This is a genomic window from Streptomyces sp. Alt3 (assembly GCF_030719215.1).
Lineage (GTDB): Bacteria > Actinomycetota > Actinomycetes > Streptomycetales > Streptomycetaceae > Streptomyces > Streptomyces glycanivorans.
The window spans coordinates 2,324,719-2,338,868 of the sequence record NZ_CP120983.1; the positions used below are offsets into that span (position 1 = coordinate 2,324,719).

Here is a 14,150-nt window from a genome sequence, read left to right on the forward strand (position 1 = left end):
GCCGTCTGTCGGAAGTGAGGTGGGTCACCCCGCCGGCGCGTCCGTCCTCAGCTGTCGAAGCCCAGCCCGAGCCGGTCCATGGTCCGCAGCCACAGGTTGCGGTGCCCGCCACGGCTGTCCGCCCGCGCCAGGGACCGCTTGGTGAGCTCGATCCCGGCCCAGGCGAAGGGTTCGGGCGGGAAGGGCATCGGCTTCGAGCGGACCATGGCGAGTGCGGTCCGTTCGGTCTGCCCGCCCGACAGCAGGTCGAGCATGACCTCGGCGCCGAAGCGTGTGGCCCCGACGCCCAGTCCGGTGAATCCGGCTGCGTAGGCGACCCGGCCGCGATGAGCCGTGCCGAAGAACGCGGAGAACCGGGAACACGTGTCGATCGCCCCGCCCCACGCATGGCTGAAACGCACACCGGACAGCTGCGGAAAGCAGTCGAAGAACTGGCCGGCGAGTTTCAGGAAGGTCTCCGGGCGCTGGTCCAGCGCGGAATTCAGCCGGCCGCCGTACGGATACACGGCGTCGTATCCGCCCCACAGGATCCGGTTGTCCGCGGACAGCCGGAAATAGTGGAACTGATTGGCGCTGTCCCCCAGCCCCTGCCGGTTGCGCCAGCCGACCGAGGCGAGCTGATCCGCGGTCAGCGGCTCCGTCATCAGCGCGTAGTCGTACACCGGGACCGTGTACGGACGCACCCGCTTCACCAGTGACGGGAAGATGTTCGTGCCGAGAGCGACGTCACGCGCGAACACCCTGCCGTAGGGCGTGCGCACCGCCATGCCGGCGCCGGACCGGACGAGTTCGAGGCCGGGGGTGTACTCGAAGACCCGTACGCCGAGACCGAGGCAGGCCTCCTTCAGGCCCCAGGCGAGCTTCGCCGGATGCAGCATGGCGACGCCCCGCCGGTCCAGCAGGCCGCCGAGGAACGTCGGCGAGTCGACCTCGCGGCGCATCTGGTCCCGGTCCAGGAATTCGAATCCTCCGAGGCCGAGCTCCTGGGTCCTGCTGTGCCATTCGCGCAGCTCATCGAGCTGGTGGGGCTGAGTGGCGACATCGATCTCGCCGGTGCGTTCGAATTCGCAGCCGATGGAGTGGCGGGTGACGGTCTCCTCGATGGCGTCGAGGTTCCGCGCACCCAGCGCCTCCAGCTTCCCGATCTCGTCCGGCCAGCGCTCCAGACCGTTGGCCAGGCCGTGCGTCAGCGAGGCGGCGCAGAATCCGCCGTTGCGGCCCGAGGCCGCCCAGCCCACCTCGTCACCCTCGACGAGGACGACATCGCGCCCGGGATCCCGTTCCTTGGCGATCAGAGCGGTCCACAGTCCGCTGTAACCGCCGCCCACGACCAGCAGATCGCACCGTTCGTCACCGGTCAGCGCGGGACGGGCCACCGGCTTTCCGGGGTCGTCCAGCCAGTAGGACAGGGGACGCGCGTCCGAGAGTGATCGTGCGGCCTCACGCATGGCATCCGGGGCCATGGTTTCCAACTCCTTCGGGTTCTAGTTTCCCGCATTGCTCTTCCGCCGGTTCGCGACGAGCTGCCCGGCGAGAACCACCGCAACGGCGATGACGAACATGGCCGTGCCGATGACGTTGATCTGCACAGGTGTTCCACGCTGGGCCGATCCCCAGACGAACATGGGGAACGTCACCGTGGAGCCCGCGTTGAAATTGGTGATGATGAAATCGTCGAAGGACAGCGCGAATGCGAGCAGCGCTCCCGCGGCGATTCCCGGGGCGGCGATCGGGAGGGTCACCCGGACGAACGTCTGCACCGGGCCCGCGTACAGATCACGGGCGGCCTCCTCCAGCCGTGGGTCCATCGACATCACCCGTGCCTTGACGGCCGTCACCACGAAGCTGAGGCAGAACATGATGTGGGCGATCAGCACGGTCCAGAAGCCGAGCCGGGCACCCATGTTGAGGAACAGGGTGAGCAACGAGGCCGCCATGACGACCTCGGGCATCGCCATCGGCAGGAAGATCAGCGAGTTGACCGCGCCACGGGCCCGGAAGCGGTAGCGGACCAGCGCGAAGGCGATCATCGTGCCGAGCGCGGTCGCGCCGACGGTCGCCCAGAAGGCGATCCGCAGCGAGAGCGACAGCGAACCGCAGAGGTCGGCGACGCCGCAGGGGTCCTTCCAGGCGTCCAGGGAGAACTCCTGCCAGGCGTAGTTGAAGCGCCCCTTCGGCCTGTTGAAGGAGAACACCATGACGACGACGTTCGGCAGGATCATGTACGCGAGGGTCAGCAGACCGGCGAGCACGACCAGGTTCCGGCGGATCCATCGGAGTACGGGCATCAGACCAGGTCCTCCGTACCGGAGCGGCGGATGTAGACGGTGACCACGAGCAGGACGACCGCCATGAGGATGAACGAGAGCGCGGCCGCGGTCGGATAGTCCAGGACCCGCAGGAACTGGGCCTGGATGACGCTGCCGACCATCTTGGTGTCGGTCGAGCCGAGGAGTTCCGCGTTGACGTAGTCGCCGCTCGCGGGGATGAACGTCAGCAGCGTGCCGGAGACGACCCCGGGCATGGACAGCGGGAGCGTCACCTTGCGGAAGGTGGTGGCGGGTGTGGCGTACAGGTCGCCCGCGGCCTCGTGCAGCCGGCCGTCGATGCGTTCCAGCGAGGTGTAGAGCGGGAGGATCATGAACGGCAGGAAGTTGTACGTCAGACCGCAGACGACGGCCATGGGCGTGGCCAGCACCCGGTTGTTCTCGGTCCAGCCGAGCCAGGCCGTGACGTCCAGGACGTGCAGGGTGTTCAGCGCGTCGACGACCGCGCCGCCGTCCGCGAGGATCGTCTTCCAGGCCAGCGTCCGGATGAGGAAGCTGGTGAAGAACGGGGCGACGACCAGCACGAGCACCAGGTTGCGCCAGCGGCCCGCCTTGAACGCGATCAGATAGGCGAGCGGGTAGCCGAGCAGCAGGCACAGCAGCGTGGCGGTCCCCGCGTAGAGGAGGGAGCGGACGAACTGCGGGTAGTAGTCGGTGAGGGCGTCCCAGTAGGTCCGGAAGTGCCAGGTGACCTCGAAGCCCTTCTCCAGGGATCCGGTCTGTACGGAGGTCGACGCCTGGTAGACCATCGGCAGCGCGAAGAAGACGAGCAGCCACAGGATGCCGGGGAGCAGCAGCCAGTAGGGCACGAGCCGCCTGCGGGTGGACGGCTTGCGGACCACTGCCTCCGCGGCGGGCGCCTTCGTGACGCTCACGCCGCTCCCTCCAGGCCTTCGGTACCGGCGCCCGCGTCGATGGACTGGTCCGCGTCGAGTCCGAAGGTGTGCTCGGGGTTCCAGTGCAGGACGACCTCGGCGCCGGGGCCGAGCCGGCTGTCGCGCTCGATGTTCTGCTCGTAGACCTGGAGCGCGGTGCCGGCCGGGCTCTCGACGACGTACTGCGTGGACACTCCGATGAAGCTGGAGTCCGTGATGCGGCCGGTGACCCGGTTGCGGCCGTCGGGTATCCGGTCCGCGTCGTCGGTGTGGGTGAGGGATATCTTCTCGGGGCGGACGCCGACGAGCAGCTTCTCCCCGTTCCCCGCGGGGGCGGTACATCGCCCGCCGGGCAGGGTGAGCTTCCCGCCGCCGGCCGAGACGACGACGTCCGTCCCCCTGGACACGATCTCCCCCTCTATGAGGTTGGAGGTGCCGAGGAAGTTGGCCACGAAGGTGGTCCTGGGGTTCTCGTACAGGTCGGCGGGGGCGCCCAGCTGTTCGACCCGGCCGCCGTTCATCACCGCGACGGTGTCGGCCATGGTCATGGCCTCCTCCTGGTCGTGGGTGACGTGGATGAACGTGATGCCGACCTCGGTCTGGATCCGCTTGAGTTCGAGCTGCATCTGCCGGCGCAGTTTGAGGTCGAGGGCGCCCAGGGGCTCGTCGAGGAGCAGCACCTGGGGGTGGTTGATGAGCGCGCGGGCCACAGCGACGCGCTGCTGCTGGCCGCCGGAGAGCTGGTGCGGTTTGCGCCGGGCGAAGTCGCCGAGCTGGACGAGGTCCAGCATCTCGCCGACCTGCCTGCTCACCGACTTGATGCCGCGGCGGCGCAGCCCGAAGGCGATGTTCTCGGTGACGTCGAGGTGCGGGAAGAGCGCGTAGCTCTGGAAGACGGTGTTGACGGGGCGCTTGTACGGGGGCAGGCCGGTGATGTCGCGGCCGCCGAGCGAGACCGTGCCGGTGGTGGCCTCCTCCAGACCCGCGATCATGCGCAGGGTGGTGGTCTTCCCGCAGCCGGACGCGCCGAGCAGCGCGAAGAACGAACCCCGCGGGACGGTCAGGTCGAGGGGGTGCACTGCGGTGAAGGAGCCGTAGGTCTTGCTGATCCCGGTGAGACGGACGTCGCCGCCCTCTGTCTGCTGCTGTGTCATGGGTCGCGGTCCCAGTGGTGTCGGGGGAGTTCGGGAGGGGACGGGCCGGTCAGGCACCGATGAGCTTGGCGAACTTCTCCTCGTACGCCGTCTCTTCCTCGGCGCTGAGGGAGCGGAAGGACCGCGACTTCGCGGCCATCACCCTGTCCGGGAGGATCAGCGTGTTGGACGCCATCGAAGCGTCGATCTTCGCGAGCTCACCTGCGACCCCGTCCACCGGGCAGACGTAGTTGATGTAGGCGGCGAGCCGGGCCGCGACCGGGAGCTCGTAGTAGTGGTCCATGAGCTTCTCGGCGTTGGTCTTGTGCCGCGCCTTCGCCGGGATCAGCATGTTGTCGCTGGAGGTGATGTAGCCGGCGGACGGGATCGAGAACTTGATCGCCGGGTTGTCGGCCTGGAGCTGGATGATGTCGCCCGCCCAGGCCACACAGGCCGCGATGTCGCCCTTGCTCAGGTCCGCGGTGTAGTCGTTGCCCGTGAAGCGGCGTATCTGCTTGGTGTCGACGCCCTTCTGCATCCGCCCGACGGCCGCGTCGAAGTCGGCGTCGGTGAACGAGCCGGGGTCCTTGCCCATGTCGAGGAGCGTCATGCCGACCGAGTCACGCATCTCGGAGAGGAAGGAGACCTTGCCCTTGAGCTTCGGGTCGTCGAGGAGCTGGGTGACGGAGTCGACCTTGCGGCCGCCGGTCGCCTTCTCGTTGTAGGCGATGACGGTGGGGATACCGGTCCACGGGTAGGAGTAGGCGCGTCCGGGGTCCCAGTCGGGCGTACGGAACTGGGCCGACAGGTTCGCGAAGGCGTGCGGCAGGTTCGCGGGGTCGAGTTTCTGCGCCCAGCCGAGCCGGATGATCCGTGCGGCCAGCCAGTCCGTCACGATGATGAGGTCGCGGCCGGTGTCCTGGCCGGCGGCGAGCTGTGGCTTGATCTTCCCGAAGAACTCGACGTTGTCGTTGATGTCCTCGGTGTACTTGACCCGGATGCCGGTGCGTTTCGTGAAGGCGTCCAGGGTCGGCCGGCTCTTCTCGTCCTCGCCGACATCCATGTACTCGGTCCAGTTGGAGAAGTTGATCTGCTTCTCCTCCGCCGAGTGGTCGTCGGACGCGGCGGCGTCGCCCGCGCGTGCGGCGGGCGGGATGCCGCACGCGCTCAGGGCGCCGAGGCCGCCGAGTGCGAGGGCTGCCGTGCCCGAAGCCCGGAGGAGGGAACGGCGTGTGAGGGCACCCCTGCCGTACTCGATGCTGCGCCTCATGGCGGCCAGCCGGGGCGCGGAGAGGTGCTCGGGCTCGTACTGCTCCATACGCGTGTGCCCTTCCGGGTGGGTGGGGCCGCCCTGCGGCGGCCGCTGCTATCGGTCCCCGAAGACGGTGCGGTGCCAGTCCTTCCTGGCCACCGCGGTGTTGTCGTACATGACGTGCTTGACCTGCGTGTACTCCTCGAAGGAGTACGACGACATGTCCTTGCCGAAGCCACTGGCCCTGTATCCGCCGTGCGGCATCTCGCTGATGATCGGGATGTGGTCGTTGATCCACACGCAGCCCGCCCTGAGCTCGCGGGTGGCGCGGTTGGCCCGGTACAGACCGGTGCTCCAGGCGGAGGCGGCCAGCCCGTAGGGGGTGTCGTTGGCGAGGCGGATGCCCTCGTCGTCGGTGTCGAAGGGCAGCACCACGAGGACGGGCCCGAAGATCTCCGAGCTGACGATCTCGCTGTCCTGGGCGGCGCCCGTGACGAGGGTCGGCCGGTAGTAGGCGCCGTCGGCGAGTTCGCCTCCGGGAGCCCCGCCACCGGTGACGACGGTGGCGTAGGAGCGGGCACGGTCGACGAATCCGGCGACACGGTCGCGCTGCTGACGGCTGATCAGCGGGCCCAGGTCGGTCGACGGGTCGAAGGGGTCGCCGAGCCGCACGGTCTCCATGAGGGCGGCGACCCCGCTGACGAAGGCGTCGTACAGGGGACGCTGGACATAGGCCCGGGTCGCGGCCGTGCAGTCCTGGCCGGTGTTGATGAGGGCCCCGGCGACCGCCCCGTGGACCGCCGAGTCCAGATCCGCGTCGTCGAACACGAGGAAGGGAGCCTTGCCGCCGAGTTCCAGGTGCAGGCGCTTGACGGTGGAGGTGGCGAGTTCGGCGACCCGCCTGCCGACCGCGGTGGATCCGGTGAAGGAGGTCATCACGACGTCGGGGTGGCCGACGAGGTGCTCGCCCGCGTCCCGCCCGGCGCCGGAGACGATGTTGATCACACCGTCGGGGATGCCGGCCTCCGTGGCCGCCTGGGCGAACATCAGCGAGGTCAGCGGCGTGATCTCGGCGGGTTTCAGCACGATGGTGTTGCCCGCGGCGACGGCCGGGAGGATCTTCCAGGCCGCCATCTGGAGGGGGTAGTTCCAGGGTGCGATCGAGCCGACGACCCCGAGGGCCTCACGGCGTACGTAGGAGGTGTGGTCGCCGCTGTACTCGGCGGCCGACCTCCCTTCCAGGTGGCGCGCGGCGCCGGCGAAGAACGAGGTGTTGTCGACCGTGCCGGGCACGTCGAACTCGGTGGAGAGCTTGAGGGGCTTGCCGCACTGCAGGGATTCGGCGTACGCGAGGTCCTCGGCCTGCACGGCGAGTACGGCGGCGAAGCGGTGCAGCGCCTCGGAACGCTCGCCCGGGGTGAGACCCGACCAGCCGGGGAACGCCTCCCGGGCCGCGGCCACGGCGGCGTCGACGTCTTCGGTGCCCGCCAGTTCGTACCGGAGGACCGTCCTGCCCGTGGCCGGGTCCACCACGTCCTGGTGGCGTCCCGATGTGCCGGGGCGCAGACGTCCGCCGATGTACTGCGCACCCTCGGCGAAGCGGTCCTGCACCTGGAAACCGTTGCCCATGACGTTCTCCTCCGCTGCCCCCTGACCAGGGGCGGCGTAGCTTCTTCTCGAATTGAGTGCCGATCCTGACAGAGCACACCTCTACCAACAAGTGATTCCGTTGTTTCCTTTTGGTTACGCAACGGAATCTGTCGACGATGTGTCTCGTGCGTACGGAAATCCCTGTACGGGCTGTCAGTGGCGGATGCCAGACTCGGCTGCCATGGGACAGGAACACATGGACGGCCTCCTGGCGCGCACGGCGCGCGGGGAGCACGTGAAGTACCTGCCGTTCTGGGGACATCGGCCCCGCCCGGACGGCAGGCTCGGGGAGAGCTGCCTCAGCCAGTGGTGGCCCTCGCCGTTCACGGTCGGCGCGGTGACCTACGCGTCGGCGGAGCACTGGATGATGGCCGGCAAGGCGCGGCTCTTCGGGGACGCGGAGGCCGAGGCCGAGGCCGTGGCCGCGAGCAGCCCGGCGGCGGCGAAGAAGGTGGGCAGGCTGGTCAGGGGCTTCGACGACGAGGTGTGGATCCGTGAGCGGTTCGGCCTGGTCGTCGCGGGCAGCGTGCACAAGTTCGGTCAGGATCCGGCGCTGCGGGCGTATCTGCTGGGCACCGGTGAACGCGTGCTCGTCGAGGCCAGTCCGATGGACCGGATATGGGGAATCGGGCTCGCCAAGGACGATCCGCGCACGGCGGACCCCGCGTCCTGGCGTGGGCTCAACCTGCTGGGCTTCGCGCTGACGGAGGCACGCGCGCTGCTGCGCGCGGAGTGACACGGGGCGGGGCGGGGCCGGGGACCCGCGTCCCCGGCCCCGGGACCGCTCCGCACCGCGTCGGTCAGCGTGTGGTGCCGACCACCAGTGACGTGGCGTAGGGGTCGTAGTAGTCGTCTCCGCCGCTCGACTCGTCGTTGGCGACGGCCCAGATCAGGAATCCGAGGAAGACGGCGCTGATGACGATCGAGACCGAGCCGAGGATGATCCCGGCGAGGGCCATCCCGCCGTTGGTCGCCTCACCCCGCTTGGCACGGCCCCGGCCGATGATGCCGAAGATCAGGGCGAGGATGCCCAGGACGATGCCGAACCCCCACATGCAGAATCCGACCACCGCGATGATGCCGAGCACCATGGCGGCGATACCGAGCCCGTTGGCGGGCGCCGGGCCCCAGGGCGGCTGGCCGGCGTAGCCGGGGTATCCCGGGTAGCCGTACGACGCCGAGGGCGCGGCAGGAGCCGCCGGATACCCGTACGCGGCCGAGGGCGCGGCGGGGGCGGCGGGGTAGCCGTACGGGTCGTGCTGTCCCGGACCGTTCGGCCCGACCGGAGGCGCGGGCACGGGGGGCTGCTGCGGGCCGAAGGTCCCGGCCGGCCCGGGTATCGGTCCGGTCCCGGAGTCGACGCCCGGCATCGAGGTGACCGTGGGCTGGTTGTGGACGGCGGGCGGGGCGGCGTCCGCGGGCTGCTTGCCCAGTCCGACCCTGCTGTCCGGCGGAGCCCACGGATCGCGCGGCGCGCCCTCGCCCCCGGGCTGCTGTGTGTTGTCTGACATGGGCCTCCCCCATCGTGGTCCAGCCATGCTACGGCCCGGCGTCCGGCCGCAGGGCCCCGCATACGATGATCGGTGCGGCCGGACGCCCGACCGAACATCCAGAGATCCGGGAGTATCCGATGAACGATCTGCACCCCTTCATCGCGGGGCTGCCCAAGGCCGAGCTGCACGTGCACCACGTCGGGTCCGCCTCGCCCCGCATCGTGGCCGAACTGGCCGCCCACCACCCCGACTCCAAGGTCCCCACGGATCCGGAGGCGCTCTCGGACTTCTTCACCTTCACCGATTTCGGGCACTTCATCGACGTCTACCTCTCGGTGGTGGACCTGATCCGCACTCCCGAGGACGTCCGGCTGCTGACCTTCGAGGTCGCCCGGGACATGGCGCGGCAGAACATCCGGTACGCGGAACTGACCGTCACCCCGTTCAGCTCGACGCGTCGGGGCATCCCGGAGCAGGGCTTCATGGAGGCCATCGAGGACGCCCGCAAGGCCGCCGAGGCGGAGCTCGGGGTCGTCCTGCGCTGGTGCTTCGACATTCCGGGAGAGGCCGGGCTGGAGGCAGCCGAGGAGACGACCCGCCTCGCGGTGGACCTGCGGCCCGAGGGGCTGGTGTCCTTCGGCCTCGGCGGACCCGAGATCGGCGTGGACCGCCCGCAGTTCAAGCCCTACTTCGACCGTGCGATCGCCGAGGGTCTGCACTCCGTCCCGCACGCCGGGGAGACCACGGGCCCGGGGACCGTCTGGGACGCGCTGACGGCTCTGCGCGCCGAGCGCATCGGGCACGGCACCAGCTCCACCCAGGACCCGAAGCTGCTGGCACACCTCGCCGAGCACCGCATCGCCCTGGAGGTCTGCCCCACGTCGAACATCGCCACCCGGGCGGTCCCGGACCTCGACCGGCACCCGCTGAAGGAAATGGTCGAGGCCGGTGTCCTCGTCACGATCAACAGCGACGACCCGCCCATGTTCGGCACCGACCTCAACAACGAGTACGGGGTGGCGGCCCGGCTGCTCGGCCTCGACGAGCGCGGTCTGGCCGGGCTGGCGAAGAACGCCGTGGAGGCCTCGTTCCTGGACCCGGCCGGCAAGCGCGCGCTGAGCGCCGAGATCGACACGTACACGACGAACTGGCTGGAGGCCCCCGGCCGGTGACCCCTCCGGTCACAATGGCCTCATGACCACCACCGTCACCGCCGTGGCCCACCGCGGCGATCCCTACCGTGCCCGTGAGAACACGCTCCCCTCAATCCGGTCCGCCGTGGACAGGGGGGCGGACGCGGTCGAGATCGATGTCCGCGTCACCCGGGACAAGGTGCCCGTGCTGCTCCACGACTCCACGCTGGAGCGCCTGTGGGGCCACGACGTCCGCCTCGACCGTCTGGAACAGCGGGAGTTGGCGGAGCGGACCGGCGGCGGGGTGCCCACCCTGCGCCAGGCGTTGTCCGCCGCAGGTGACCGCCGGGTCATGCTCGACCTGCCCGGCGCGACCGACAACTCCGTACGGGAGACCGTCGCCGTCGTGCGGGAGTGCGGGGCGCAGGACCGCGTGTACTACTGCGCGGACACGCACGCGATGCTGAAGGTGCGCGCGGCCGATCCGTCCGCCGAGATCGCGCTGACCTGGACGACCCTCGCACCGCCGCGCTCCGTACTGCTCGACGCGGTGCGGCCGCGCTGGCTGAACTACCGCTTCGGGCTGCTGAGCCGCGAGCTGGCCGACCGCGTCCACGCCGACGGGCTGCTGGTCTCCGCCTGGACGGTGGACACCCGGCGCACGATGCGCCGGCTGCTGGCGTACGGCGTCGACTCGATCACCAGCAACCGGATCGATGCACTCCGGAAGCAGCTGGCCAACTCCCCTGTTCCAGAGGCCCCTTGATCGGTCCGGCATCATGGGCGGTCCCTGCCGTCCGTGATCCCAGGAGCAGACGTGACCGAACCCGGCCCCCGCACCCCGCCCTCCCGCGTCCGTGCCGACATCGCCCACAACGCCCGGGTCTGGAACCACTGGCTGGGCGGCGCCGACAACTACCCCGTGGACCGGGCGGTGGGCGACCGGGTGACCGGCATGTATCCGAGCATCGGCGAAGTGGCCCGGGCGGACCGGGCGTTCCTCGGCCGGGTGGTACGCCACCTGGCCGGTGACGCGGGGATCGGCCAGTTCCTGGACATCGGCACCGGACTGCCGACGGCGGACAACACCCATGAGGTCGCCCAGCACACCGCGCCCGACGCACGCGTCGTCTACGTCGACAACGACCCGATCGTCCTGGAGCACGCGCGCTCCCTGCTCACCAGCGCACCCGAGGGCGCCACCGAGTACGTCGAGGCGGACGCGCGGGATCCGGAACTGATCCTCCGCACGGCCGGACGGACCCTGGACCTCCGGCGGCCGGTCGCGGTGATGATGCTGGGCATCCTCAACTTCGTCCTGGACACGGACGAGGCACGGGGCATCGTGACGAAGCTGATGGAGGCCCTGCCGTCCGGCAGCCATCTGGTGCTCACCCATCCCACGACGGAGCTGGGCGGCGAGGGCAACGAGGCCGCCATGCGCTTCTGGAACGAGAACGCCAATCCGCCGATCACCGCCCGCAGCCGGACCGAGTTCGCCTCGTTCCTCGACGGCCTGGACGTCCTGGAGCCCGGCATCGTGTCCTGCTCCCGCTGGCGGGCGGGGTCCCACGGTCCGGCCCCGGAGGTCGCCCAGTTCGGCGCGGTGGGCCGGAAGCCCTGATGCGGAGAGCCGGGACGCGGTGGCAGGCCGCGCGGCACCGGCGGCCTCCGCCGATGTCACGGCCATGCCCTCACACGCACGCCACAACCTCGGAGCTCCGCCGGCGGGATGAGGTCACACCGCCGCGGCCGCCTCCAGGCGCCTGATCATGCGGTGGACGACGAGCAGCGGGATGATCCCGAAGACCCCGAAGGACATGTCGATCACCGTCCACCAGAAGGGGATGTCGCGGATCGGCCCGCAGATCAGGGCGAGGGGGATGATCCCGGCGCAGGCGATCATGCCGAACTGGATCACCCAGATGTTGCGGACCGGGTCGCGGTAGGGACCGTAGAAGGCCACCGCGATGACGAGGTGGGCGAAGGCCAGCCAGTCGGTGCCGTAGAGGACGAAGGGGTACGCCGCATCGGCCTCATCGAGGCCGGTGCGGACCCGGGTGATCCACTCCACGAGGGCCGGGAAGTGCTCGGGAGCGGGGGAGGCGGAGGACGTCAGCAGGTCCTCGGCCCAGTGGAGTTCGGTGACCAGCGGGAAGGCCGTGAGGCCGCTGAACACCAGACAGACGATGAAGACGACCAACCACACGCGTATGCGCCGCAACAGGGCTCGCTCGCTCATGCCCCGCAGCGTACGCCCATCATGAACACGTTCAAAAAGAGGGTTCCGCCGTATCTCTGGGCCCGTAGTCCGACGTCGGCGTTCCACCTCTTCGCGCATCCTGTGCGCTCGTGATGTCCCGGCTACGGCGAGGCGTTGACGCATCGCGCCATCGGGGAAGATCAGCGAGCCCTCAACGGGCGCGGCGGTCTCCCCGTCCTCGGCGGAGGCCAGGAGCTCGCCCGCGCGCCTGGTCTCCCGACCGGGCTCTGCCCTGTTGCACGCGATGCCCGTGATCCCGGATCGCCAGGGCGCGCCGTGCCGCCTCACCGGGTCGAACGCGGGTGAAGCAGCTGCGGGTCCAGGTGTGCGGCGACGTCGCGTTGCCGCGACCGGTCCGGCGGGAACGCCCCGTTGCGCACACCCTGTCCGTGGGGCGCACCCCTGCCCCGGAACGCGCGTACGGCCCCGGGCCGGAGCCCGGGGCCGTACGGTCGGACGTCCGGCTCAGTCGTCGAGCGAGGTCATGACGTGCTTGATCCGGGTGTAGTCCTCGAAGCCGTACGCGGAGAGGTCCTTGCCGTAACCGGACTTCTTGAACCCGCCGTGCGGCATCTCCGCGACGAGCGGGATGTGGGTGTTGATCCACACGCAGCCGAAGTCGAGCTTCTTCGACATCCGCATGGCACGGGAGTGGTCCTTGGTCCAGACCGAGGAGGCCAGGGCGTACTCGACGCCGTTGGCGTACTCCACGGCCTGGGCCTCGTCCGTGAAGGACTGGACGGTGATGACGGGGCCGAAGACCTCGTGCTGGACGATCTCGTCGTCCTGCCTGAGACCGGAGACGACGGTCGGGGCGTAGAAGTAGCCCTTGTCACCGACCCGGTGGCCGCCGGCCTCGACCCTCGCGTGCGCGGGGAGGCGCTCGATGAAGCCGCTGACCTGCGCCAGCTGGCCGGCGTTGTTGAGCGGGCCGTAGAGCACGTCCTCGTCGTCCGGCAGACCGGTCTTCGTGTCGGCCGCCGCCTTGGCGAGCGCGGTGACGAACTCGTCGTGGATGGACTCGTGGACCATGACACGGGTCGCGGCCGTACAGTCCTGGCCGGCGTTGAAGTAACCCGCGACCGAGATCCCCTCCACGGCCTTGGCGATGTCGGTGTCCTCGAACACGACGACGGGTGCCTTGCCGCCGAGCTCCAGGTGGACCCGCTTGACGTCCTTCGCAGCGGACTCCGCGACCTGGATACCGGCCCGTACGGATCCGGTGATGGAGGCCATCGCGGGGGTGGGGTGCTCGACCATCGCGCGGCCGGTGTCACGGTCGCCGCAGATGACGTTGAAGACGCCCTTGGGCAGGATCTGCCCGATGATCTCGGCGATGAGCACGGTCGACGCCGGGGTGGTGTCGGACGGCTTGATGACCACGGTGTTGCCCGCGGCGAGCGCCGGGGCGAACTTCCACACGGCCATCATCATCGGGTAGTTCCACGGGGCGACCTGGGCGCACACGCCCACGGGCTCGCGACGGACGATGGAGGTGAGGCCCTCCATGTACTCGCCGGCCGAGCGGCCCTCCAGCAGCCGGGCGGCACCCGCGAAGAAGCGGATCTGGTCCACCATCGGCGGGATCTCTTCGGTCCGGGTGAGCTCCAGCGGCTTGCCGGTGTTCTCCGACTCGGCCGCGACGAGGTCCTCCGCACGCTCCTCGAAGGCGTCCGCGATCTTCAGCAGGGCCTTCTGGCGCTCGGCGGGCGTGATGTCGCGCCAGGCGGGGAACGCGGCCTCGGCGGCGTCCATGGCGGCGTCGACGTCGGCCTGTCCCGAGAGGGGGGAGGTCGCGTAGACCTCTTCCGTCACCGGGTTGACCACGTCGATGGTCCGTCCGTCCGCGGCGTCCCGGAACTCTCCGTTGATGTAGTTGCGCAGGCGGCGCACCTCGGTGGTCACAACCACCCCTCCTGTCGGCTGTCCGATGGGTGAGACTTCCACCCTAAACCGTTCGGTGACGCTTTCGACATACCCAACCGCCGCGAACTTCGGATTCAGTGAGATTAGAGCATTCAGAC

At 69.6% G+C, this 14,150-nt stretch carries 13 protein-coding genes; 4 read left to right on the forward strand and 9 right to left on the reverse strand.

Going from position 1 to position 14,150, the window contains the following annotated elements; translation table 11 throughout:
• Positions 1-47: 47 nt before the first annotated feature.
• The 6 genes from P8A20_RS09705 to P8A20_RS09730 are packed head-to-tail and all read right to left on the reverse strand — an operon-like array spanning position 48 to position 7,216.
• Complete coding sequence (locus P8A20_RS09705; RefSeq protein ID WP_147959738.1) at positions 48-1,463, reverse strand: NAD(P)/FAD-dependent oxidoreductase; 1,416 nt, start codon at positions 1,461-1,463, stop codon at positions 48-50.
• A 21-nt stretch (positions 1,464-1,484) separates the two neighbouring features.
• Positions 1,485-2,288: an ABC transporter permease gene (locus P8A20_RS09710; RefSeq protein ID WP_147959737.1), complete on the reverse strand. Its 804-nt coding sequence runs from the start codon at positions 2,286-2,288 to the stop codon at positions 1,485-1,487.
• On the reverse strand, positions 2,288-3,202 hold the full coding sequence (locus tag P8A20_RS09715; RefSeq protein WP_306103343.1) for an ABC transporter permease: 915 nt from the start codon (positions 3,200-3,202) through the stop codon (positions 2,288-2,290). Before P8A20_RS09715 ends, P8A20_RS09710 begins: the two co-directional genes overlap by 1 nt.
• Complete coding sequence (locus tag P8A20_RS09720; RefSeq protein ID WP_147959735.1) at positions 3,199-4,356, reverse strand: ABC transporter ATP-binding protein; 1,158 nt, start codon at positions 4,354-4,356, stop codon at positions 3,199-3,201. The genes P8A20_RS09715 and P8A20_RS09720 overlap by 4 nt, the downstream gene beginning before the upstream one ends.
• 49 nt (positions 4,357-4,405) lie before the next feature.
• Positions 4,406-5,653 carry a polyamine ABC transporter substrate-binding protein gene (locus tag P8A20_RS09725; RefSeq protein ID WP_306103344.1) on the reverse strand — a complete coding sequence of 416 codons (1,248 nt, stop codon included), beginning with the start codon at positions 5,651-5,653 and terminating at the stop codon, positions 4,406-4,408.
• A gap of 48 nt (positions 5,654-5,701) precedes the next feature.
• Positions 5,702-7,216, reverse strand: a complete 1,515-nt coding sequence (locus tag P8A20_RS09730; protein ID WP_147959734.1) for a gamma-aminobutyraldehyde dehydrogenase — start codon at positions 7,214-7,216, stop codon at positions 5,702-5,704.
• Between the two features lie 217 nt (positions 7,217-7,433).
• Here P8A20_RS09730 and ybiA point away from each other — a divergent pair, with 217 nt between their 5' ends.
• Positions 7,434-7,973, forward strand: a complete 540-nt coding sequence (ybiA, locus tag P8A20_RS09735; RefSeq protein ID WP_371606764.1) for a riboflavin biosynthesis intermediates N-glycosidase — start codon at positions 7,434-7,436, stop codon at positions 7,971-7,973.
• Positions 7,974-8,037: 64 nt separating this feature from the next.
• Here ybiA and P8A20_RS09740 read toward each other — a convergent pair whose 3' ends face one another.
• Positions 8,038-8,748, reverse strand: coding sequence for a DUF4190 domain-containing protein (locus P8A20_RS09740; protein ID WP_147959733.1), 711 nt, complete (start codon positions 8,746-8,748; stop codon positions 8,038-8,040).
• Positions 8,749-8,867: 119 nt separating this feature from the next.
• On the opposite strand from P8A20_RS09740, the gene P8A20_RS09745 reads away from it, so the two are divergent.
• Genes P8A20_RS09745 through P8A20_RS09755 form a run of 3 tightly spaced genes read left to right on the forward strand, consistent with a single transcriptional unit; the run spans position 8,868 to position 11,487 of the window.
• Positions 8,868-9,902, forward strand: coding sequence for an adenosine deaminase (locus P8A20_RS09745; RefSeq protein ID WP_306103346.1), 1,035 nt, complete (start codon positions 8,868-8,870; stop codon positions 9,900-9,902).
• A gap of 22 nt (positions 9,903-9,924) precedes the next feature.
• Complete coding sequence (locus P8A20_RS09750) at positions 9,925-10,629, forward strand: glycerophosphodiester phosphodiesterase (RefSeq protein WP_147959731.1); 705 nt, start codon at positions 9,925-9,927, stop codon at positions 10,627-10,629.
• Positions 10,630-10,680: 51 nt separating this feature from the next.
• Positions 10,681-11,487, forward strand: coding sequence for an SAM-dependent methyltransferase (locus P8A20_RS09755; protein ID WP_306103347.1), 807 nt, complete (start codon positions 10,681-10,683; stop codon positions 11,485-11,487).
• A gap of 114 nt (positions 11,488-11,601) precedes the next feature.
• On the opposite strand, the gene P8A20_RS09760 is transcribed toward P8A20_RS09755, so the two are convergent.
• Both P8A20_RS09760 and P8A20_RS09765 read right to left on the reverse strand, forming a co-directional pair.
• Complete coding sequence (locus P8A20_RS09760; RefSeq protein WP_306103348.1) at positions 11,602-12,105, reverse strand: hypothetical protein; 504 nt, start codon at positions 12,103-12,105, stop codon at positions 11,602-11,604.
• Positions 12,106-12,591: 486 nt separating this feature from the next.
• Positions 12,592-14,031 (reverse strand): gamma-aminobutyraldehyde dehydrogenase, encoded by a 1,440-nt coding sequence (locus P8A20_RS09765; RefSeq protein WP_306103349.1) that lies wholly within the window; start codon positions 14,029-14,031, stop codon positions 12,592-12,594.
• Positions 14,032-14,150: the final 119 nt, after the last annotated feature.